General features: G+C 73.2%; 15 protein-coding genes and 2 pseudogenes. 6 read left to right on the forward strand and 11 right to left on the reverse strand.

Going from position 1 to position 18,464, the window contains the following annotated elements; genetic code table 11:
* Positions 1 to 20: 20 nt before the first annotated feature.
* The 5 genes and pseudogenes from M8J73_RS18525 to M8J73_RS18545 form a co-directional block, all read right to left on the reverse strand.
* On the reverse strand, positions 21 to 266 hold the full coding sequence (locus M8J73_RS18525; RefSeq protein ID WP_055539966.1) for a hypothetical protein: 246 nt from the start codon (positions 264 to 266) through the stop codon (positions 21 to 23).
* Between the two features lie 39 nt (positions 267 to 305).
* Positions 306 to 1,577, reverse strand: coding sequence for a cytochrome P450 (locus M8J73_RS18530; protein ID WP_055539965.1), 1,272 nt, complete (start codon positions 1,575 to 1,577; stop codon positions 306 to 308).
* Between the two features lie 142 nt (positions 1,578 to 1,719).
* Positions 1,720 to 2,301, reverse strand: a pseudogene (locus M8J73_RS18535) (hypothetical protein); the annotation flags it as partial.
* An 80-nt stretch (positions 2,302 to 2,381) separates the two neighbouring features.
* Positions 2,382 to 3,101 (reverse strand): YqjF family protein, encoded by a 720-nt coding sequence (locus M8J73_RS18540; RefSeq protein WP_079054967.1) that lies wholly within the window; start codon positions 3,099 to 3,101, stop codon positions 2,382 to 2,384.
* Between the two features lie 99 nt (positions 3,102 to 3,200).
* Positions 3,201 to 3,434, reverse strand: a complete 234-nt coding sequence (locus M8J73_RS18545) for a DUF6480 family protein (RefSeq protein WP_249828817.1) — start codon at positions 3,432 to 3,434, stop codon at positions 3,201 to 3,203.
* 190 nt (positions 3,435 to 3,624) lie between these two features.
* On the opposite strand from M8J73_RS18545, the gene M8J73_RS18550 reads away from it, so the two are divergent.
* Positions 3,625 to 4,104: a DUF5709 domain-containing protein gene (locus M8J73_RS18550; protein ID WP_055541544.1), complete on the forward strand. Its 480-nt coding sequence runs from the start codon at positions 3,625 to 3,627 to the stop codon at positions 4,102 to 4,104.
* 51 nt (positions 4,105 to 4,155) lie between these two features.
* On the opposite strand, the pseudogene M8J73_RS18555 reads toward M8J73_RS18550, so the two are convergent.
* Positions 4,156 to 4,704, reverse strand: a pseudogene (locus M8J73_RS18555) (phytoene desaturase family protein); the annotation flags it as partial.
* Positions 4,705 to 5,264: 560 nt separating this feature from the next.
* Here M8J73_RS18555 and M8J73_RS18560 point away from each other — a divergent pair.
* Positions 5,265 to 5,711, forward strand: coding sequence for a DUF3592 domain-containing protein (locus tag M8J73_RS18560; RefSeq protein ID WP_055541545.1), 447 nt, complete (start codon positions 5,265 to 5,267; stop codon positions 5,709 to 5,711).
* A 21-nt stretch (positions 5,712 to 5,732) separates the two neighbouring features.
* Here the strand turns inward: M8J73_RS18560 and M8J73_RS18565 are convergent, their stop codons facing one another.
* Both M8J73_RS18565 and M8J73_RS18570 read right to left on the reverse strand, forming a co-directional pair.
* Positions 5,733 to 7,400 (reverse strand): amidohydrolase, encoded by a 1,668-nt coding sequence (locus M8J73_RS18565; protein WP_055541546.1) that lies wholly within the window; start codon positions 7,398 to 7,400, stop codon positions 5,733 to 5,735.
* 133 nt (positions 7,401 to 7,533) lie between these two features.
* Entirely contained in the window at positions 7,534 to 9,075 is a 1,542-nt protein-coding gene (locus tag M8J73_RS18570) for an APC family permease (RefSeq protein ID WP_249828818.1), read from the reverse strand.
* A gap of 160 nt (positions 9,076 to 9,235) precedes the next feature.
* Between M8J73_RS18570 and M8J73_RS18575 the strand changes: the two genes are divergently transcribed.
* The gene (locus tag M8J73_RS18575) at positions 9,236 to 10,006 is read left to right on the forward strand and encodes a helix-turn-helix domain-containing protein (RefSeq protein WP_249828819.1); all 771 of its coding nucleotides are present in this window, start codon (positions 9,236 to 9,238) and stop codon (positions 10,004 to 10,006) included.
* Positions 10,007 to 10,285: 279 nt separating this feature from the next.
* Here M8J73_RS18575 and M8J73_RS18580 read toward each other — a convergent pair whose 3' ends face one another.
* Genes M8J73_RS18580 through M8J73_RS18590 form a run of 3 tightly spaced genes read right to left on the reverse strand, consistent with a single transcriptional unit; the run spans position 10,286 to position 13,845 of the window.
* The gene (locus M8J73_RS18580) at positions 10,286 to 12,580 is read right to left on the reverse strand and encodes an ABC transporter permease (RefSeq protein ID WP_249828820.1); all 2,295 of its coding nucleotides are present in this window, start codon (positions 12,578 to 12,580) and stop codon (positions 10,286 to 10,288) included.
* A 3-nt stretch (positions 12,581 to 12,583) separates the two neighbouring features.
* Positions 12,584 to 13,333 (reverse strand): ABC transporter ATP-binding protein, encoded by a 750-nt coding sequence (locus M8J73_RS18585; RefSeq protein WP_055543199.1) that lies wholly within the window; start codon positions 13,331 to 13,333, stop codon positions 12,584 to 12,586.
* Positions 13,330 to 13,845, reverse strand: coding sequence for a PadR family transcriptional regulator (locus M8J73_RS18590; RefSeq protein ID WP_055543200.1), 516 nt, complete (start codon positions 13,843 to 13,845; stop codon positions 13,330 to 13,332). Before M8J73_RS18590 ends, M8J73_RS18585 begins: the two co-directional genes overlap by 4 nt.
* 125 nt (positions 13,846 to 13,970) lie before the next feature.
* Here M8J73_RS18590 and M8J73_RS18595 point away from each other — a divergent pair, with 125 nt between their 5' ends.
* From M8J73_RS18595 to M8J73_RS18605, 3 genes are all read left to right on the forward strand, one after another.
* The gene (locus M8J73_RS18595) at positions 13,971 to 15,239 is read left to right on the forward strand and encodes an ABC transporter substrate-binding protein (RefSeq protein WP_055543201.1); all 1,269 of its coding nucleotides are present in this window, start codon (positions 13,971 to 13,973) and stop codon (positions 15,237 to 15,239) included.
* 197 nt (positions 15,240 to 15,436) lie between these two features.
* Complete coding sequence (locus M8J73_RS18600) at positions 15,437 to 17,080, forward strand: glycoside hydrolase family 13 protein (protein WP_249828821.1); 1,644 nt, start codon at positions 15,437 to 15,439, stop codon at positions 17,078 to 17,080.
* A 52-nt stretch (positions 17,081 to 17,132) separates the two neighbouring features.
* Positions 17,133 to 18,461: an ABC transporter substrate-binding protein gene (locus tag M8J73_RS18605; RefSeq protein WP_055537064.1), complete on the forward strand. Its 1,329-nt coding sequence runs from the start codon at positions 17,133 to 17,135 to the stop codon at positions 18,459 to 18,461.
* The last annotated feature ends 3 nt before the right edge of the window (positions 18,462 to 18,464 follow it).

Below are 18,464 nucleotides of genomic sequence, written 5' to 3' on the forward strand. Positions count from 1 at the left end.
CCGTCGCCGCCGCGCTCCGTTCAGCCGCCCTGCTCCGTCACGATCGCGTCGAGCGTCGCCGCCACCGCGTGGAGGTCGTCCGGCGCCGACCGGTCGGCCGCCAGGCGTTCCCTCAACTCGCCGCCGGAGATGACCCGCAGGACGTCCTGTTCGCCCGCCGCGGCCGGCTCCCGGGCGGAGAGTACCTCGGCGCGTCCCCGCGAGAGCACCAGTGTGGCGTCGTCCTCACGCTCCAACAGTTCACGCACATGGCTCGCGGTGATCATCGGCCTGCGTCCCTTCCTTCCGAGGTCCTCGACGACGCCCTACCCCGCCGCCCGGCTCGTGGCGAGGGGCCGCATCGGTACGTGGACGCGCTCCATCACGAAGCCGCTGCGCACCCGCGCCGGGATGCGGGTCAGCGGGATCCTGAGGTCCTGGGCCGACACGTCGTACTCCAACCGGGCCAGCCGTGGCCCGAGTGCCGCGAGCAGCGCGATCGTGGCGTCCTCACCGGGGCACCGGTGACCGGTGGCGCGGTCGCCGCCGCCCTGCGGGACGAGTGTGTCGCGGTCGGGCGGCCCCTTCAGGAAGCGCCTGGGGTCGAGGACGAGGGGACGGTCCCAGAGGTCGGGGTCGTGGTTCTGCCCGTACAGGTCGAGCAGGATCAGCGTGCCCGCGGGGATCCGTTCCCCCTGCCACTCCAGGTCGGCGACGGCGCGCCCGCCGATGAAGGGCGCGAACGGGTAGAAGCGGCGCAGCTCGTGGGCGAACGCCACGGCGTACGCGGGGTCGTCCTCGGCGAGGCGCTGGCGGATCTCCGGCCGGAAGTGCAGCGCGTGTCCCGCGTAGGTGACGAACCAGCACACGGCGGCCGTGGGGCGGACGACGTTGAGCAGTTCGACCGCGGCGGTGTGCGGGTCGAGTGTCCGGCCGTCGGCGTCCCGGTGCCGTGCCACCGCCTCCAGCGGCGATCCGGCCGGCGCCGGGGCGGCACCCTCCCGTACGTCCTCCACCAGGCGGGCGAGCCATGCCTCGCTGCGGCTCCGGGCGCGGCGGGCCCGCCAGTGCCGGGGCCCGGCGGTGGCGAAGCCGTCGACCATGGCGACCAGGTCGCGGGCCGTCTCCCCGGCGTCGTCGAGGGGGATGCCGGCCCACCGGCAGACACCCTGGGTGAGGACCCGGCTCGCCTCGTCGAACAGGACCACCGACGGCTGCCCGGACCACGCGTCCACGGCCTCGTCCCAGGCGGACGTGACCTCGTCCACCAGGCCGGCGACCGCCTCCCGGCCGGTGAGCAGCGACAGGAACATGTCCTTGCGGACCCGGTGGGCCGTCCCGTCCAGCGTGTGCACGGCTCCGCGGCCGAACAGGGTGCTCAGCACCGGTCCGGGGAGCGCCGTCGCGCGTTCCACATGGCGTTCGTCGTAGAAGAACCGCACGGCTTCCGGGCCGCACAGGGCGACGGCGTGCTGACCCATGACACGGACGCGCACCAGCGGTCCGGCGGTGCGGCTCCTGAGGTCGGGCAGCCAGTTGTATCCCTTGACGAGTGCCGCGAGCGAGCTGTCCCCGAGCGGGGGGCGACTTGGATTCATGCGGCGCGAGTGCCCGCTCGGCGCCGCCGGTAACGCCGCGTCGCCCTCCGGGGGACAGCCGGCCCACGTCATCCGCCCCCGGCTGTCCGCCGGTCGGCGCGGGCAGGTCGGTGCGGGCCGGTCGGCGCTCCCGGACCGGTGCCACCGTCGTGACGACGCGGGTGACGCCGGAGTTCCGGGGCACCGAACCGAACCCGAACCGCACCGGGGGATCGACGGGCGCCGGTGTCCCGAGGTCGTCCCCCGCGAAGGCCGCCGACAGCGTACGGACCGGCCGCAGATCCCTGGCGCCGTACCACTCGCGGCGCCCCGAGCCGGCGCTGCCGCGTGTCCGCACGCCCCGCAGCAGCAGCCGGGCGGGGAGGTCGGTCAGGGCGCTCCACGTCGGCCGCCGCGCAAGAGCGCCCGGTACGGCGCGCAGCAGCAGCCCCAGCGGACCGCTCCGGCCGAGGGCGAACCTCAGATCCAGCGGCCCGGCCCGGACCGTCCAGGCTTCCCGGCTGCGGCGCACGTCGACCGGCACGATCCGCACCTCGTCGAAGCGGTAGGTGCCGGCGATGAAGTCCGCCGTCCGCCGGGTCGGCGCCAGCAGCAGCCGGTGTCCGTCCGCCCGCTCGACCATCACGTCCCCGAACGGCCCGAACGGTGACACCTCCCAGAGCCCCACCACGACACGGGTCCCTGACGACGTGCCGAGGCCCGCGATCCACCCTTCGAAGACCACCCGCCCGGAGCCCCAGCCGAAGTCCAGCCGCCCGGAGCCCCAGGCGAAGTCCAGCCGCCCGGAGCCACGGCGGCGCACGGTCACCGGCTCCGCTCGCGCGTGCCGCGGCCCTCGGCGTCCTCCGTGCTGGGGCGGGGCCGGGACATCCCGAGCCGTACGTGCCTGACCCCCGGTGAGAAGTGCGCGAGGGGCTCGGCGCCCGGCGCGGGAAGCCCCGCCGCCGTCGTGAGGGTCTCCTCGACCGCGTCCACGGTGGCTTCGCACAACGGCCACGGCTCGTGCTCCACGGGCGTCTCCCAGATCCGGCCGAACCGGCTGGTGTACGCCCGCCAGCGCGAGGTCAGCCACACGTCCCGCTCGGCCGGTCTGATCGGCTCACCGGGCCGGACCACCAGACGGTACGAGGCCCCGCCGCTCCACCGGGTACCGGCGTACGACACGGCCGTCAGGTCCCGCGAGGTCCGCAGCCGGCCCAGCCGGTACGGGGCGCCGACGGCGCGGGCCGCCAGCATGAGCGGGCTGCCCACCTCCATGGAGAGGAACCACAGCCCGTCCCGCCCGTCCGGCGTCCGCACATAGGTCCGCAGATTGGTCTCCGCGAACGTAGGGAGCCCCCGTGCCGACGCGGGCAGGCCGGGGGTGCGGACGTCGGCCATGACGAACGGCGTGAGACTCACCCACGCTGTGTCCTCGTACGTGTCCACCTCAAGGCCCTCCGGCAGGAGGGCCTGTACCTGGTCGGGACGGAACGGCCAGTGCACGAATGCCTGCGTCGACCATCCGGCCCGCAGAACGGGCATCCGCACCCGTTCCTCTGCTCCATAGGCCACCACAGCGTGCGGGTCCCCGTCCGCGGCCCGTGGAAACGTTGCGGGCCGCGGACGGGAACGGGCCGCGCCTCACTGGACGATCAGTGATACCGCCATGCCGATCAGACCGATCGCGATCACCGCCGCGAGCAGGATGATCAGGACCAGAGGCAGGGCACCCCATCCCTTGCGCCGCACGGCGGGCGGGTCGGGACGGGCGACGCCGGAGGTCCCGCCCTCGGCGGGCGGCGTCTCGCCCGGGGGTACTCCGCCACCCGGTTCGAGGCCGGTGGTCCGGTTCGGCTCGGGGTCAGGGCTCGTCATGGCAGACCCTCCTCCCGCTCGCCCTGTCACTTCCCTCACCCGCCGTCCTCATCCTCGTGAGGGGCGGGGAGGACGAGGTCCGGGTTTCCCCGGTACACCCGGCCAAACAGCTGAGACGGGGGTGTCACACCGCCGCTCCTCGGTACTCCGCACGGGGACAGGAACCAGTCACCGCCAACGGGAGGCGACCATGAGCGAAGAGAACCCGGCGACCGACGCCTACCAGCCCACCGGCGGCAACGAGGAGCAGGAGGACGCCGCCCCGCTGGATCTCCAGGACGCGGTCGACGAGCGCACCTACGACGACATGCTGGACGAGGGCTACTCCCCGCCCGAGAGGCCACTGGGCGTCTCCAAGACCGGCACCACGGCCGCCGAGCAGCACGAGGGCGAGTCCCTCGACGAACGACTGCGTCAGGAGGTCCCCGATGTGACGGTCCCGCCCGGCGACGGGGTCGGCGACCTTCCCGGCGGCGAGGGCGAACCCGTCGACCCGGAGGCCGGCGCGGACCGTGCCGGTCGCCTCGTGGCACCGGACGAGGGCGCGCACCCCGACACCACGAAGGAACTCGTCGCCGAGGACGAGGGCATCGACGGCGGAGCGGCGGGCGCGGAGGAGGCCGCCGTGCACATCGTCCCCGACGACCACCTCCCGGGCCCGGCCGACTGAGGCCCACACCGGCGCCGCGTCTCACCGGCAGCCTCCCCGCGGGCTACTCGACGCGTGGGCGGCCACCCCGGCGAAGAGAGCGCGGGCCGGCTCCGACCGCCACCGGCGGGCCACAGCGGCCGCCGGCAGCAGGGCCCGCGGCCCGAACGCGGCCAGGCGCAGCGGATGCCGCGGCACATGGAGCAGAGGCCGCATCAGATCCTCGGCCAGCGCGTCGTAGCCGTCCGCGAGCGGCCGGAAGACCTTCAGCCAGCGGCGTCCGTCGGCACCGCCGAGACCTTCGGCCGTCTCCTCCACGGAGCGGTGCAGGACCCCGGCCGCGCCGGAGGCCGGCGGGTGCGCGCAGTCGATCTCCGGCAGACACCAGGTGAGGCCGTGCCTGCCGAGGTCGAGGCCACTCAGGAACGGCGAGCCCACGGCCATGGGGTGCGTGGCGGAGCAGTGGTCGTGCAGCAGCCCCGGGGTCGGTTCGCTGGTGCGGGTGCCGCCCCCGATGGTGTCGGCGGCCTCCAGGACGGTGACCTCGACACCCTCCCGGGCGAGGAACACCGCGGCGGCGAGACCGTTCGGCCCGCTGCCCACCACGACAGCCGTACTCATGAGCCTCCTGCGCTTCCTCGGCGCCGGGCGCCGTGCCGCCGGTGCGCGAAGCGGTGCGCGGGCATGGGGTGTGCCTGACCGGTGAAGGGTTCGGTCCGGACCGTTCCAGCACTCCGCGGGACGTGCGGAGGCCGTCCCGGCGCCTTGGGGCCTTTGACCCTGGAGGAACTCATCGGCACGCCGCGTGCGCGGAATTGCGCGGACCCGCCGACCCGGCCCCCAATTCATGGTCGGTGTCGGGGCGTTGCGCTTGGCATGGTGTCCATGCCGCCCCTGGCTCCCGTGGGGCAATGGCACCCGATCGGCGGATCCCCGCCGCTCATCCTCACGCCGCCCACGGACGGCATGGCGACGCAGCGGGGCGCGCCCGCGGCACGGAGTCGGCTGCCGCGCTTGGCCTGCTGGTTGGTGCCGGGGCCGCGGGTCCGTCACCGCGCTCAGGGTGTATGGGCGGGTGAACACGGCGGCTTCCCGGCCGGTGTGCGGAAGTGTTCATGAATCGTCCCGGTATGTTCCCGTATGCCCGTCATCGAGTCGGCGTACGTCCTCCTGGGGACCCCATGGAAGCTCTGTTCAACCTCGTACCCATCCTCCTGATCGTCTTCGCGGTGGGCGCGGCCGTCGCTCTGGTCCGCCGCTCCCGCCGCGTCAACGACGCCTGGACCAGAGGAATCACCGCCCAGGCGCGCTGCGTCAGGACCTACACGACGACGAGCGGCGGCGGGAACAACACGGTGCATACGACGCTGCACCACGTCTACGAGTTCACCACCCGCGACGGGCGCCTCATCCGCTTCGACGAGGAAGACGGTCCCTCGACCACCGTCGAGGGCGACATCGTCACCGTGCACTATCTGCCCGAGCGGCCGGAGCACGCCACGGCGAAGCCTCCGGCCCGGGCTAAGCTCGCCGCGACCACCTGCGGTGCCGTGCTCTTCCTCGCCGTGTTCGCCGCCTTCGCCGTCTTTCTCATGATCGCCTGGAACTCCGACGGTTCGATGCCCTGAAGCCCGGTTCCCGGCCGGCCGTCAGGCGTCGGGCGCCGCGTGGACCCGGCGGCCGTCCACGAACGTCTCCAGGACCCGGGTGGCCGCGATCTCCTCCGGCGGGCCCGCGAACGGGTCCCGGTCGAGGACGACCAGGTCGGCTGCCTTGCCGACGGTGATGCTGCCGGTGAGGGTGTCCAGGTGGTTCACATGGGCGCTGCCCGCCGTGTAGGCGGCGAGGGCGGTGCCCAGGTCGAGACGCTGCCCGGGCAGGAACTCGGGCGTGCCGTCGGGCGCGTCGGGGGAGACGCGGTTGACGGCGACATGGACGGCCTGCAACGGGTCCGGGCTGCTGACCGGCCAGTCGCTGCCCGCGGCGAGGGTCGCCCCCGCGCGCAGCAGATCCCCGAACGGGTACTGGCGGGCACCGCGTTCGGCCCCCAGGAACGGCAGGGTGAGTTCGTCCATCTGCGGTTCGTGGGCGGCCCACAGCATCTGCAGGTTCCCGGCCGCGCCCAGCGCCCGGAAACGCCGGACGTCGTCGGGGTGGACGACCTGGAGGTGCGCCAGGTGATGGCGGGTGTCCCGGTTGCCGTTGGCGGCCCGGGCGGCCTCCACCGCGTCGAGCGCCTCACGCACCGCGCGGTCGCCGAGCGCGTGGAAGTGGACCTGGAAGTCGAGCGCGTCGAGTTCCGTGACGTACTTCTTGAGTTCGCCGGGTTCCACGAAGCTGATGCCGCTGGTGCCCGACGCGCAGCCGCAGCCGGTGAGGTACGGGTCGAGCATGGCCGCCGTGTGGTTCTCGGCGATGCCGTCCTGCATGATCTTCACCGTGCCGGCGCGGAACCGGTCCCCGCTCAACTCCTCCCGCCGCGCGACGAGTTCGGGTATCTGCTCGGCACCCCGCTCCCGGTCCCACCACAGCGCGCCGACCACCCGGGCGGTGAGGAGCCCCCGGTCCAGAGCCGTCCGGTACGAGGGCGCCGGGTCCGTCATGTTGGCGTACGCGCCGACGATCGCGTCCTGCCAGGCGGTGACACCGTGGGAGTGCAGCACACTCTGGGCCCGCAGCAGCGCGGCCAGTTGCTCCTCCGCGGTGGGGGCGGGCACCAGCCGGCCCACGAGGTGGACGGCACCCTCCTGGAGCATGCCGGTCGGCCGGCCGTCGCCGTCACGTTCGATCCGGCCGTCGACGGGGTCCGGGGTACGGGCGTCGATGCCGGCCCGCTCCAGCGCCACACTGTTCACCCAGGCGCCGTGATGGTCCCGGTTGGGCAGGAACACCGGCCGGTCGGGGACGATCGCGTCGAGGGCCGCCGCCGTCGGGGCGCCGCCGGGGAACGCCTCCAGCGACCAGCCCCCGCCGGTGATCCACTCGGCGTTCGGGTGCCGGTCGGCGTACTCCGCGATCCTGCGCAGATACTCGGCGGGATCGACGGTGTCGCCGAGATGGCACAGGCCGAGTTCCAGGCCCGCGCCCTGCGGGTGCACATGGGCGTCCTGGAAGCCTGGCAGCAGCAGCTTCCCGGCGAGGTCGACGACCTCCGTGCGCGGCCCGATCAGGGCGTGCACCTCGTCGTGGCCGACGGCAATGATCCGCCCCTCGTGCACGGCCACCGCGGAGGCGCGGCTGCGGGCGGGGTCGACGGTGTGGACGGGGCCGCCGGTGAGGACCAGATCGGCGGCGGCCGGGACACGGGACTGCGACAAGGCGGGAACTCCAGGAGAGACGACGGTGTTCGGGCGAGGTGAACGAGGGGGAACAGGAGGGGGAGCAGGGAGGGGGGAGGAGAAGGTGTGTGTGGGGGGAGGGGAGGGGAGGCGCGGGGCAACGGACCCGGGATCAGACGGCCTGGCGGTCCATGGGCAGGGTGATCGCCTCGGCGTCGGTGCCGCGCCCGGTGGTGAAGTACGACGACCGGCGCACGTACTTGGCGACCGCGGCCATGGCGAGGCCGGCGAGGACGATGGCGGCCGGCAGCGAGAACATGAACCACCCGTTGTCCGGGCTGAGTTCGAAGTGGTCGCTCATCGTCACGTACGAGGACCCGAGGTAGCAGCCGAGGCCGAGCAGGACCAGCCCGGACGCGGCGGGCACCCCGACGCCGAGCAGCGCCTCACGCGGGCCCGAGCGCAGGGAGGAACGGAAGCGGACCGCGCAGGCGAGCGCGGTGAGGCCGTAGTACAGGGCGACGAGCAGACCGCTGGCGTTGACGGCGGCCAGGAGCATGTCGCTCAGCTTGGGGATCGCCACGGCGAGCAGCGCGATCACGGTGGCGACGCCGAGGACGACGGCCGTCGCGGCGGCCGGGGTGCCGTACCGGGGGTGGACACGGGTCCACACGGGACCCATGGTCCGGTCGCGGCCCATGGCGAGCAGCCCACGTGCCGTCGGGATCAGGGTGGCCTGGACGGAGGCCATCGCGGAGAACATCAACGCCAGCACGGGCAGCGTGGCCCACGGCTCGGCGGCGAGCCTGGCGCCCAGATAGGGCAGCGCCTGTGGGCCGTTGCGGATGAGTTCGGCCAGGCTCATCTCCCGCTGGAAGGCGACCGAGGCGAAGAGGAACAGACCCAGCATCGCGAACAGCGCGATGAAGCCGCCGCGCGCCGAGTCGCCCGGGTTCTTCGTCTCCTCGGTGACGCTGAACGCCGCGTCCCAGCCCCAGAAGAAGAACACCGCGAGGACCAGCCCCTGGGCGAAGGCGGTGCCGTCGGGGATCTCGAGGGGATTGAACCAGGACAGGGAGAAGTCCTGGCCGCCGGTGACCAGGGCCCAGCCGCAGAACCCCAGCAGCACCGCGTACTCGAAGACGAGCAGGGCGAACTGGAAGCGGGCCGCGGCGCGCAGCCCCGTGACGGCCAGGGCCGCGAGGGCGAGCAGGATGACCAGCCCGACCGCCGTCGTCACCCCCGTCGACGTGGGATCGAGAGCGACCCCGGCGACGCTCCGCAGCCCCGCCTTGCCCGCGAGGATCAGCACGACGGAACCCATGATCGCGCTGGTGTAGGCGCAGAAGATGATCGAGCCGACCAGGGTGACCCAGCCGGTCAGGAAGCCCGGCCACGGTCCGAGGGACTTGCCGACCCACACATAGCCGTTGCCGCAGTTGGGCTCCGAACGGTTCAACCGGGCGTAGGCGGTGGCGATGCCGAGCACGGGCAGGAACGCGAGCAGCAGGAGCGCGGGCGCTTGGAGGCCCACGATGGAGCCGATCGTGCCCATGCCGATGGCGATGCTGGTGGTGGCCGCGGTGCTGGAGGCGGCGATGGCGACACCGTCGACGACGCCGAGGGAACGCTTCAGAGCGGGTGCCGGGGCGGGGGCGCCGGAGTGGGGCGGGACGGGCCGGGGCGGGGAGGCCGGGGACGGCACGGATGACATGGCAGGCTCCTCGCGGGAGGGAGACGGAGGAAGGAAGGGCCGCGCGGGAATGCGATGGAACAACCGACCGACCTCTTGCGTCAATGCTGTTGACATAAGGGGGTCGACGGCCGTTCACTGCGGGCACACCGTGCCCGACCCCGTGGAGAGGACGACCGGCATGCCGAGCCGTGTCCCGCAGGAGCGCAGCCGCCGCCGACCCACCCGCTCCGGGGTCCTGCTCTCAGAGGACCTGATCGTCGAGACCGCTCTGCGGCTGATCGGTGAGCACGGGCCCGAGGCGCTGAGCGTCCGGCGGCTCGGTGCGGCCCTCGGCTGCGACCCCTCCGCCCTCTACCGCTACTTCCACGACACCGACGACCTGGTGCTCGCCATCGCCGACCGGCTCATCGGCGACGCGATGGACGGGTTCGAGCCCGGCGGCGACTGGGTGGCCTCCCTGCGCGAGACGGCCCTGCGGGTCCGCGCCGGATATCTCGCGCATCCCAGGGCGGCAGCCCTGGCCGCCCACCGGGTGACCCGGCGGAAGAACGAGATCCGGGCCGTGGAGACCGGCATCGGCCTGCTGATGTCCGCCGGTTTCGAGACCGCCACGGCCGTCCGGCTCTACCTGGCCTTCATCGACACCGTGCTCAGCCACGCGGCCACGGACGCGGCGTTCGCGGCGCTGCCCCGACAGCAGCGGGAGGCCGACCAGCGGGCCTGGCGCGACGTCTACCAGGATCTCGACCCCGAGGAGTTCCCGGCGCTGACCGCCGCGCGCGGCGCACTGCCCGGCATGGCCGACAGCGCCTTCGAGGACGCCGTTGACCTCCTCCTGGAGGCCCTCGCGGCCCGCGCACCCGCGAGCCGACGGAAGCGTACGGACACCGCCCGCCGGCCGGTGAGGCCCGCGGACCGACCGGAGAGCGCGGATCCCGCCGACGGGTGAGACCGCCGCACCGCGGACCGACGGCAACAGCGGGGATCCCGCCGACGGGTGAGATCGCCGCACCCGCGAGCCGACGGCGCAGCGCGGACCCCGGCTGAACCGACGGCAACAGCGGGGATCCCGCCGACGGGTGAGATCGCCGCACCCGCGAGCCGACGGCGCAGCGCGGACCCCGGCTGAACCGACGGCAACAGCGCGGACCCCGTCGGCCGGTGAGGTCCCGGCAACCCGTACCGGGCCGCCGCGCGGGCGGGTGACCCCCGGCCGGGAGCCCGCGCGCTACGCCACCGCGCCCAGCGTGTCCGCGAGGCGGCGGCGGGCGGCGCGGAGGGCGGGCAGGACCGCGAGTGCCAGGGCGCCCAGCACCGCCGCCGCGCCGAACAGCGACAGAACGGCGGGGGAGGGGCCCCGGGCGATCCCGGCCCCGAGGCCGCTGGAGCTGCCCTGCGCGTCGATCAGCCAGTGGGCGAGCGGCAGTCCCAGCGCCAGGGCGACCGCCGTCGCGGCGAGGGCGGTGCACCCGGTGGCGGTGACGGTGATACCGGTGATCTGCCGCGGCGACAGCCCGATCGCCTTCAACGCCAGCAGATCCCGTTCACTCTCGCGGACCGTGCCGCCGATGACTGTCAGCAGCTCGACGAGCCCGATGAGCGCGAGGACCCCCAGCAGGCCCACGACGACACCGCGCAGCGGCGACAGACCGTCGGCGGGGTTCGTCACCGTGTGCACGTCCAGCCGACCCGGTCCGGCCGCCGCGGTCAGTTCGGCGGCCACCCGCTGGGCATCCGCCCCGTCGCGCAGCCGTACCTGGTAGAGCGTCGGCCGCAGCCCGGGGTCGTTCTCCCGCAGGGTGTCGAGCGAGGTGGAGATGGTCCGGCCCGCGTTGTCCGGCTCGATGCTGCGGCCCACGATGTGCAGGATCTGGGGCCGGCCGGCCACGGTCAGCCGCACCCAGTCGCCGACCGCCACGTCCAGCAGGTCGAGCAGCCCCTGCCCGGCCACCGCCTCGTCGGGACCGCGGGCGGGACGGCCCTCGGCCAGCGTGAACGGGTACGGCTCCGCCTCCGTGCCGAGGCCCCGCAACGCGATCGTGGCCGTCTGGCCCGCCACCAGGGCCGCCACCTCGACACCCGGATGCGCCGCGGCCACCTCCGGGTTGCGCGCGAGGAGCGCCCGAGCCTTCGCGTCGCCGAGGCCGTCGCCGGCGCGGACGGTGAGCGCGGCCGCCAGACCCATCCGCTCCGGCTCGCTGTGGAAGCGGTCGATGGTCGTCCACGCGCTCATCGCGACCACGATCAGCGTCAGCGGCAGCGCGAGACGGGCGATGGTGGCCAGGGACCGCGCGCGGCGGGTGAACGCGCGGTGCCCGCCGAGGACCAGCGCGGGCGGCAGCCCGTGACCGAGCGCCCGCCGCGCCACCCCCGACAGTCGTCCGCCGGCGGGTACGGCGGTCCGCGGCACCGGGACCGGGGGCACGCGTCCCGCCCGCCAGGCCGCGAGCCCGGTCGTCGCCCCGATGAACAGCACCACTCCCACCGGCACCGCGACGAGGGCGGCGGTGTGCCCCGGCATGCCCTGCCACAGGCCGACCGCGTCCCCGAGCCGTCCGGGCAGCAGCGGGCCCAGCACCTGGGTGAGCGTCGCCGCGACCACGGCACCCAGCAGCGCGTACGCCAGATGCTGGAGCAGGAAGATCCGCACCACCTGGCCCGGCGTGAACCCGATCGCCTTCAGGATCGAGATGTCCCGCAGATGACCCCGGATACGGGTGCCGATCGCCCCGTGCACGGCCAGACCGGCGGCGACCAGCGCGCCCAGCCCGAACAGCCCCAGCACCAGACCGAGCAGCCGGTTGTCGCCCTCCGCCTCGGCCCGCGCCTGCTGCCAGGCGGAGACCTCGCTGACGGCACCGGCGCCGAGCAGGGTGACGGCCCGCTGGACGGCGTAGTCGGTGTCGTCGGGGTCCGTCAGGCGCAGCCCGATGACCTGGCCCTGCTCGGCGGCGGTGCGGGGCAGGGCGGCCGGCGGGGCCCAGACCAGGCCCGGCCGCTCGCCCTTGCGGTAGCGCGGCTCGGCGCTGTCGGCGACGCCCAGCACGGTCAGTTTCCCGGTGCCGCCGGGCAGGGACAGCACGTCACCGGGGCCGGCGAGCAGGGTCCGGGCGAGGCTGCTCTCCAGCACCACACCGTCGGGGCGGCCGGGATCCAGCCACCGGCCCGAGGTGAGGAGCGGCCGGCCCACCTCGGGCCGCTCGGAGGTGCCGCGCAGTTCGACGGAGGCGCGTGTGCCGCGGGAGGTGACCGTGGTGTCTGCGGTCCGGTAGGGGCCGGCCGCGGCCTCGACGCCCGCCAGCCGGGCCAGCTCGGACACCTCGGCGGAGGGGGCGGTGTGGATCCACACATGGGCGCCGCGGGACTGTGTGAAGAGACGCTGCCAGGGGTTCGTCGCGTACCCGAAGAGCGCCGTCGCCAGCAGCAGGGACGTCACGATGCCGACGGTGGCCAGCACCAGGAACAGTGCCTCGCCCCGGTGGCTGCGCAGATCCGAGTGCGCCCAGCGCAACATGGCTCGCATCCGTCAGTCCCTCAGCTCCAGCACGGCGGGCACTCCCGCGCCGGGCGACGGGGCGCCGTCCAGCTCGACGTCGTCGGCGATGCGGCCGTCGAAGAAGCTGATCACCCGGTCCGCGGCGCTCGCCAGCCGGGCGTCGTGGGTGACGAGCAGGATCGTCTGGCCGCGCTGGTGGAAACGCGACAGCAGCCGCATCACCTCACGGGTGCCCTTGCTGTCCAGGCTGCCCGCGGGCTCGTCGGCCAGCAGCAGGGGAGGGCGGTTGACCAGGGCGCGGGCCAGTGCGACGCGCTGCTGCTCGCCGCCCGACAGCTCACCCGGCATGCTGCGCTCCTTGCCGGCGAGCCCCAGCTCGGCCAGCAGCTCCGCCCGCTCGGCGCGGGCCCGCTTGGCGGGGACCCCGGCCAGCAGCGCGGGGAGTTCCACGTTGTCCGCGACCGACAGATTGGAGACCAGGTTGAAGAACTGGAAGACGATGCCGATACGGCGGCGGCGCTCCACGGCCCAGCGGGCCTCGCTGTAGGCGTCCGTGCGCTCGCCGTCCAGCCAGATGCTGCCGCTGTCCGGGCGCTGGAGTCCGCCGAGCAGATGCAGCAGCGTCGACTTGCCCGCGCCGGACGGGCCGGTGACGGCCACGAACTCGCCGCGCCGCACACACAGGTCCACCCCGCGCACGGCGTGGGCGGGCGCGCCCTCCCCGCGGTGGGTCTTGACGAGGCCCTCGGCCCGCAGCACAGCAGTGTGCGCGTCGCTCATTCCGGCTTCTCCAGTTCCTCCTGGCAGCGCTCCAGCCAGTCCAGATCGGCCTGGAGATGCAGCATCGCGCCCTCGATGAGCAGCTGGGCGATGCGGTTGTCCCGGTGGTCGGCCGTGGCGAGTTTCGACAGATTGCGCATGGTGTTCAGGTAGTGGCGCCGTTGTCGGTTGATCAGGACGATCTGGTCGGCGAGACCGGTCTGCGGGGCGAGCGCGAGCTTCATGAAGAACTCGTCCCGGACCCGCGGCTCGTCCGACGTCTCCTCGTACCAGGCGCTCAGCGCCTCCTGCCCGGCAGCGGTGAGGCGGTAGATCTTCTTGTTGGGCCTGCTCGACTGCTCGACCTCCTCGCCCTCGATCAGACCCGACTTCTCGAGGCGGCCGAGGGTGACGTAGATCTGGCCGATGTTCGGCTGAGGGTACGCGGCACCCAGGAGTTGCTCAAGGTCCTGCTTGAGCTCGTAGCCGTGGGCCGGGCCGCGCGCCAGCAAGGCCAGGAGGGGCAGGCGCACTCGAGCTGTCCTCCTCGCAGCCTCGTATTGTGTTCCAGGCCCTAGTATCGCCCATACCTAACGGGTATACATAGCCTCTGACTCCGGGCGAAGGTGCCCGGTGCCGGGTGCACAGGGAGGAACCTATGCGGTGGATACGCGCCGCCGGTAGGGGCCTGCTTGTTCTCGCGGTCGTCCTGGCCGGTTACGGCGCCTCCGGCGCGCAGGCCCAGGGCGGACTCCGGGGCCGCGGTCCGCTGACCCTGGCCACCGCGGGCGACCTCACCGGCTACCTCGGCCCCCTCCTGGAGGGCTGGAACCGCGCCCACCCCGGGGAGCGGGTCACCCTCGTCGAACTGCCGGACTCCGCGGACGAGACCCGCGCCCAGATGATCACCGATCTGCGCGGCGGCGACCGCGGCCGTTTCGACGTGCTCAACATCGACGTCACCTGGACCTCGGAGTTCGCCGCCGCCGGCTGGATCCGCCCGCTGCCGCGCAACCGCTTCCCGCTGGGCAGCTTCCTCCGGCCGGTCGTGGACACGGCGACATACGACGGACGCCTCTACGCCGTCCCCTACGTCACCAACGCCGGTCTGCTCCTCTACCGCAAGGACGTCCTCGCCGAGGAGGGCGTCCCGCCGCCCCGCACCTGGGCCGAGCTGGAGCACTACGCGCGGACCATCGCTCCCGAGCACGGCCTCGACGGCTACGCCGGCCAGTTCCTGCCCTACGAGGGCCTCACCGTCAACGCGGCCGAGGCCGTCTACTCGGCGGGCGGCACGATCCTCGGCGACGAGGGCGAACGCGTCACGGTGGGCTCGGCGGCCCGCGAGGGCATCGGGTTCCTCGCCCGCGGCGTACGCGACGGGTGGATACCCCGGGAGGCGCTGGAGTACAAGGAGGAGGAGTCCAAGCAGGCCTTCCAGGACGGCCGGCTGCTCTTCCTGCGCAACTGGCCCTACGCCTACGTCGGCGCCTCCGCCCCCGGCTCCGCGGTCGCCGGGAAGATCGGCGCCGCACCGCTGCCCGGCCCCGACGGGCCCGGCACCAGTGTGCTCGGCGGCTCCAACCTCGCCGTCAACGCGCACGCCGATCACGCCGACACCGCCGCACGCCTGATCACGTACCTCACCAGTGAGCGTGTCCAGCGGCAGGTCCTCACCCGGGGTGCGCTGCCCCCCGTGCGCGCGGACCTCTACCGGGACCCGGAACTGATCCGGGAGTTCCCCTATCTGCCGACGCTGCGCCGAAGCGTTCTCGCGGCCGCGCCGCGCCCCAAGAGCCCGCGCTACGACCAGGTCAGCATGGTCGTGCAGGCGGTCGTCCACGACGCGATGACGGGCCACTCGACGCCCGAGGCCGCGGTGCGCCGGCTCACCCGGGAGCTGGCCGACATCTCCCGCCGCGGCTGACCCTCTCCCCGTCGCACACCACCTTCCTACTTACATGTTAGGTAACGCCCGCGTATCGACCTGCCTCTGTCTGGGATGGAATATCCGTATATAAAGGCCCAGCTTCCAGATACCTGTTGTTCATTCGTTGACACCCCCGTGAAACGCCTACATAACATGCATGCATAACCGTCAGCTCGCACAGACAGGCCAACGGGGTGAGCTCCAAGCGCATCGAATCGCGTCACTGGTGGCGTGACGCAGTGATCTACCAGGTGTACGTCCGCAGCTTCCTGGACAGCACCGGCGACGGCGTCGGCGATCTCGCCGGGGTCCGGGCCGGACTGCCGTACCTCAAGAAGCTGGGCGTCGACGGCATCTGGCTGAGCCCCTTCTATCCCTCCCCGCAGCACGACCACGGCTACGACGTCGCCGACTACTGCGACGTCGACCCGCTCTTCGGCGACCTCGCCGAGTTCGACCTGCTGGTGGCCGCCGCCCGGCGGCTCGGCGTCAAGGTGCTCCTCGACATCGTGCCCAACCACTGCTCCAGCGATCACCCGTGGTTCCGCGAGGCCCTGGCCTCCGCGCCGGGCAGCGAGGCCCGCGCCCGCTTCCACTTCGCCGACGGGCGGGGAGCGGACGGAGCCGAGCCGCCCAACAACTGGCACGCCATGTTCGGCGGCCCCGCCTGGTCCCGCGTCACCGAGGCCGACGGCCGGCCCGGCCAGTGGTACCTGCACATGTTCACGCCCGAGCAGCCCGACTGGAACTGGCGTGACGCCGAGGTCGGCGCCCACTTCGACCGCGTCCTGCGCTTCTGGCTCGACCGGGGCGTCGACGGCTTCCGCATCGACGTCGCCGCCGGCCTCTTCAAACACCCCGAGCTGCCGGACTCGCCGGACCCCGAGGCCGACGCCCGCACCCGTGACTCGGTCAACCCGCTCGCCTGGAACCAGCCCGAGGTCCACGACGTGTGGCGGCACTGGCGGGCGGTGTGCGAGGAGTACACCGAGCGGGACGGCCGTGAGCGGCTCCTCGTCGGAGAGGTCTCCGTCCCCACGGCACGCGAGCACGCCCTGTACGTCCGCCCCGACGAACTCCACCAGGCGTTCTTCTTCGACCTGCTGAGCGCCTCCTGGGACGCCGACGCCTTCCGCAAGGTCATCACAGAGGCCATGCAGGACATCGCGGGAACGGGCTCGACCGTCACCTGGGTCCTCAACAACCACGACCAGGTCCGCACGGTCACCCGCTACGGAGAGCCCGTCGAGGGCAGCGGCCTCGGCGCCGCCCGCGCCCGCGCCGCCGCCCTGCTGATGCTGGCGCTCCCTGGAGCCGCGTACATCTACCAGGGCGAGGAGCTGGGCCTGCCCGAGGTCGTCGACCTGCCCGACGACGTGCTCACCGACCCGATCTTCCGCCGCACCGGCAGCCGCGCCCGGATCCGCGACGGCTGCCGGGTGCCGCTGCCGTGGTCCGGCCAGGCCTCGCCGTTCGGCTTCACCTCCGGGGTCGAGGGCGCCAAGCCCTGGCTGCCGCAGCCCGAGTACTTCGCCGAGTACGCCACCGACCGCGCGCTCGCCGACACCCGCTCCTTCTGGCACCTCTACCGCGACGGACTCCAGCTGCGCGCCGCCCTGCCCCAGCTCGGCGAGGGCGACATGCGCTGGCTGGACACCCAGCCCGGCGTCCTCGGCTTCGTCCGCGGCGACGGCCTGGTCTGCGCCGTCAACTTCGGCACCGCCCCCTCGCCCGCGCCCGTCGCCGGCACCCCCCTGCTGTCCAGCGGCCCCTGCCCGGCCGGGGTCCTCCCCGGCTCCACGGCCGCCTGGTGGATCGGCGACGACGCCGGTTCCTGAGCCCCCACACCCCTCACACCGTCCATTCCCCCGCTCCGAAGGGACATCAACGATGATGCGACGACGTACCACCCTGCTCACCGGCTGCACCGCCCTAGCCCTGGCGCTCGGCGCCACCGCCTGCGGAGGCGGCGGCCCCGTCGCCGCGGGCGGCGGCGACAAGGCGCTGAACGGCCAGACCGTCACCGTCGCCGGCGTCTGGTCCGGCAGCGAGCAGAAGAACTTCCAGAAGGTGCTGGACGCCTTCACCGAGAAGACCGGCGCCAAGACCCAGTTCGTCTCCACCGGTGACAACGTCTCCACCGTCGTCGGCAGCAAGATCGAGGGCGGCAACGCCCCCGACGTGGTGATGGTCCCGCAGGTCGGCGTGCTCCAGCAGTTCGCACAGAACGGCTGGCTCAAGCCGCTGTCCGGCACCACGCGCAAGTCCGTCGACGCCAACTACGCCACCGTCTGGAAGGACTACGGCAGCGTCGACGGCACCCTCTACGGCCTGTACTTCAAGGCCGCCCACAAGTCGACCGTCTGGTACAGCCCCGACGCCCTCGACACCGCCGGCGTCAAGCCGCCGAAGTCCTACGACGACATGCTGAAGGCCGGGCGGACCGTCTCCGACTCGGGTCTCGCCGCCTTCTCCGTCGCCGGCCAGGACGGCTGGACGCTCACCGACTGGTTCGAGAACGTCTACCTCTCCCAGGCCGGCCCCGAGAAGTACGACGCCCTCGCCGCCCACAAGCTGAAGTGGACGGACGGCAGCGTGGTCGACGCGCTCACCACGCTCGGCGAGCTGTTCGGCGACAAGCAGCTGCTCCAGGGCGGGCAGAAGGGCGCCCTCAACACCGACTTCCCCGGCTCCGTCGAGAAGGTCTTCGGCCCCGAGCCCGAGGCCGGCATGGTCTACGAGGGCGACTTCGTCGCCGGCGTCGCCAAGGACCAGTTCGGCCGGAAGATCGGCGAGGACGCGAACTTCTTCCCCTTCCCGCCGGTCGGCGGCGGGAAGGCACCCGTGGTCAGCGGCGGTGACGCGGCCGTCGTCCTCAAGGACGGCAAGAACACCAAGGCCGGCATGGCCCTGCTGGAGTACCTGGCCACGCCCGAGGCCGCCGCCGTGTGGGCGGAGGCCGGAGGCTTCCTCTCCCCGAACAAGAAGGTCGACCCCGCCGCCTACGGCGACGACGTCACCCGCACCACCGCCAAGTCCCTCATAGCCGCTGGCGACTCCGTCCGCTTCGACATGTCCGACCAGGCCCCGGCCGCCTTCGGCGGGACCAAGGGCGCCGGCGAGTGGAAGATCCTCCAGGACTTCCTGCGCGACCCGTCCGACCCGAAGGGGACCGCCGCACAGCTGGAGGCCGCCGCGGCCAAGGCGTACAAGGGCTGACCG

Origin of the sequence: Streptomyces neyagawaensis (assembly GCF_023516595.1) — a bacterium.
GTDB lineage: Bacteria > Actinomycetota > Actinomycetes > Streptomycetales > Streptomycetaceae > Streptomyces > Streptomyces neyagawaensis.

Bases quoted from the DNA above. Each gene is read 5' to 3' on its own strand.
- M8J73_RS18525 (WP_055539966.1), bottom strand. From the start codon at position 266: ATGATCACCGCGAGCCATGTGCGTGAACTGTTGGAGCGTGAGGACGAC.
- M8J73_RS18605 (WP_055537064.1), top strand. From the start codon at position 17,133: ATGATGCGACGACGTACCACCCTGCTCACCGGCTGCACCGCCCTAGCC.
- M8J73_RS18585 (WP_055543199.1), bottom strand. From the start codon at position 13,333: ATGAGCGACGCGCACACTGCTGTGCTGCGGGCCGAGGGCCTCGTCAAG.
- M8J73_RS18560 (WP_055541545.1), top strand. From the start codon at position 5,265: ATGGAAGCTCTGTTCAACCTCGTACCCATCCTCCTGATCGTCTTCGCG.
- M8J73_RS18550 (WP_055541544.1), top strand. From the start codon at position 3,625: ATGAGCGAAGAGAACCCGGCGACCGACGCCTACCAGCCCACCGGCGGC.
- M8J73_RS18540 (WP_079054967.1), bottom strand. From the start codon at position 3,101: ATGCCCGTTCTGCGGGCCGGATGGTCGACGCAGGCATTCGTGCACTGG.
- M8J73_RS18575 (WP_249828819.1), top strand. From the start codon at position 9,236: ATGCCGAGCCGTGTCCCGCAGGAGCGCAGCCGCCGCCGACCCACCCGC.
- M8J73_RS18595 (WP_055543201.1), top strand. From the start codon at position 13,971: ATGCGGTGGATACGCGCCGCCGGTAGGGGCCTGCTTGTTCTCGCGGTC.
- M8J73_RS18570 (WP_249828818.1), bottom strand. From the start codon at position 9,075: ATGTCATCCGTGCCGTCCCCGGCCTCCCCGCCCCGGCCCGTCCCGCCC.
- M8J73_RS18580 (WP_249828820.1), bottom strand. From the start codon at position 12,580: ATGCGAGCCATGTTGCGCTGGGCGCACTCGGATCTGCGCAGCCACCGG.
- M8J73_RS18545 (WP_249828817.1), bottom strand. From the start codon at position 3,434: ATGACGAGCCCTGACCCCGAGCCGAACCGGACCACCGGCCTCGAACCG.
- M8J73_RS18530 (WP_055539965.1), bottom strand. From the start codon at position 1,577: ATGAATCCAAGTCGCCCCCCGCTCGGGGACAGCTCGCTCGCGGCACTC.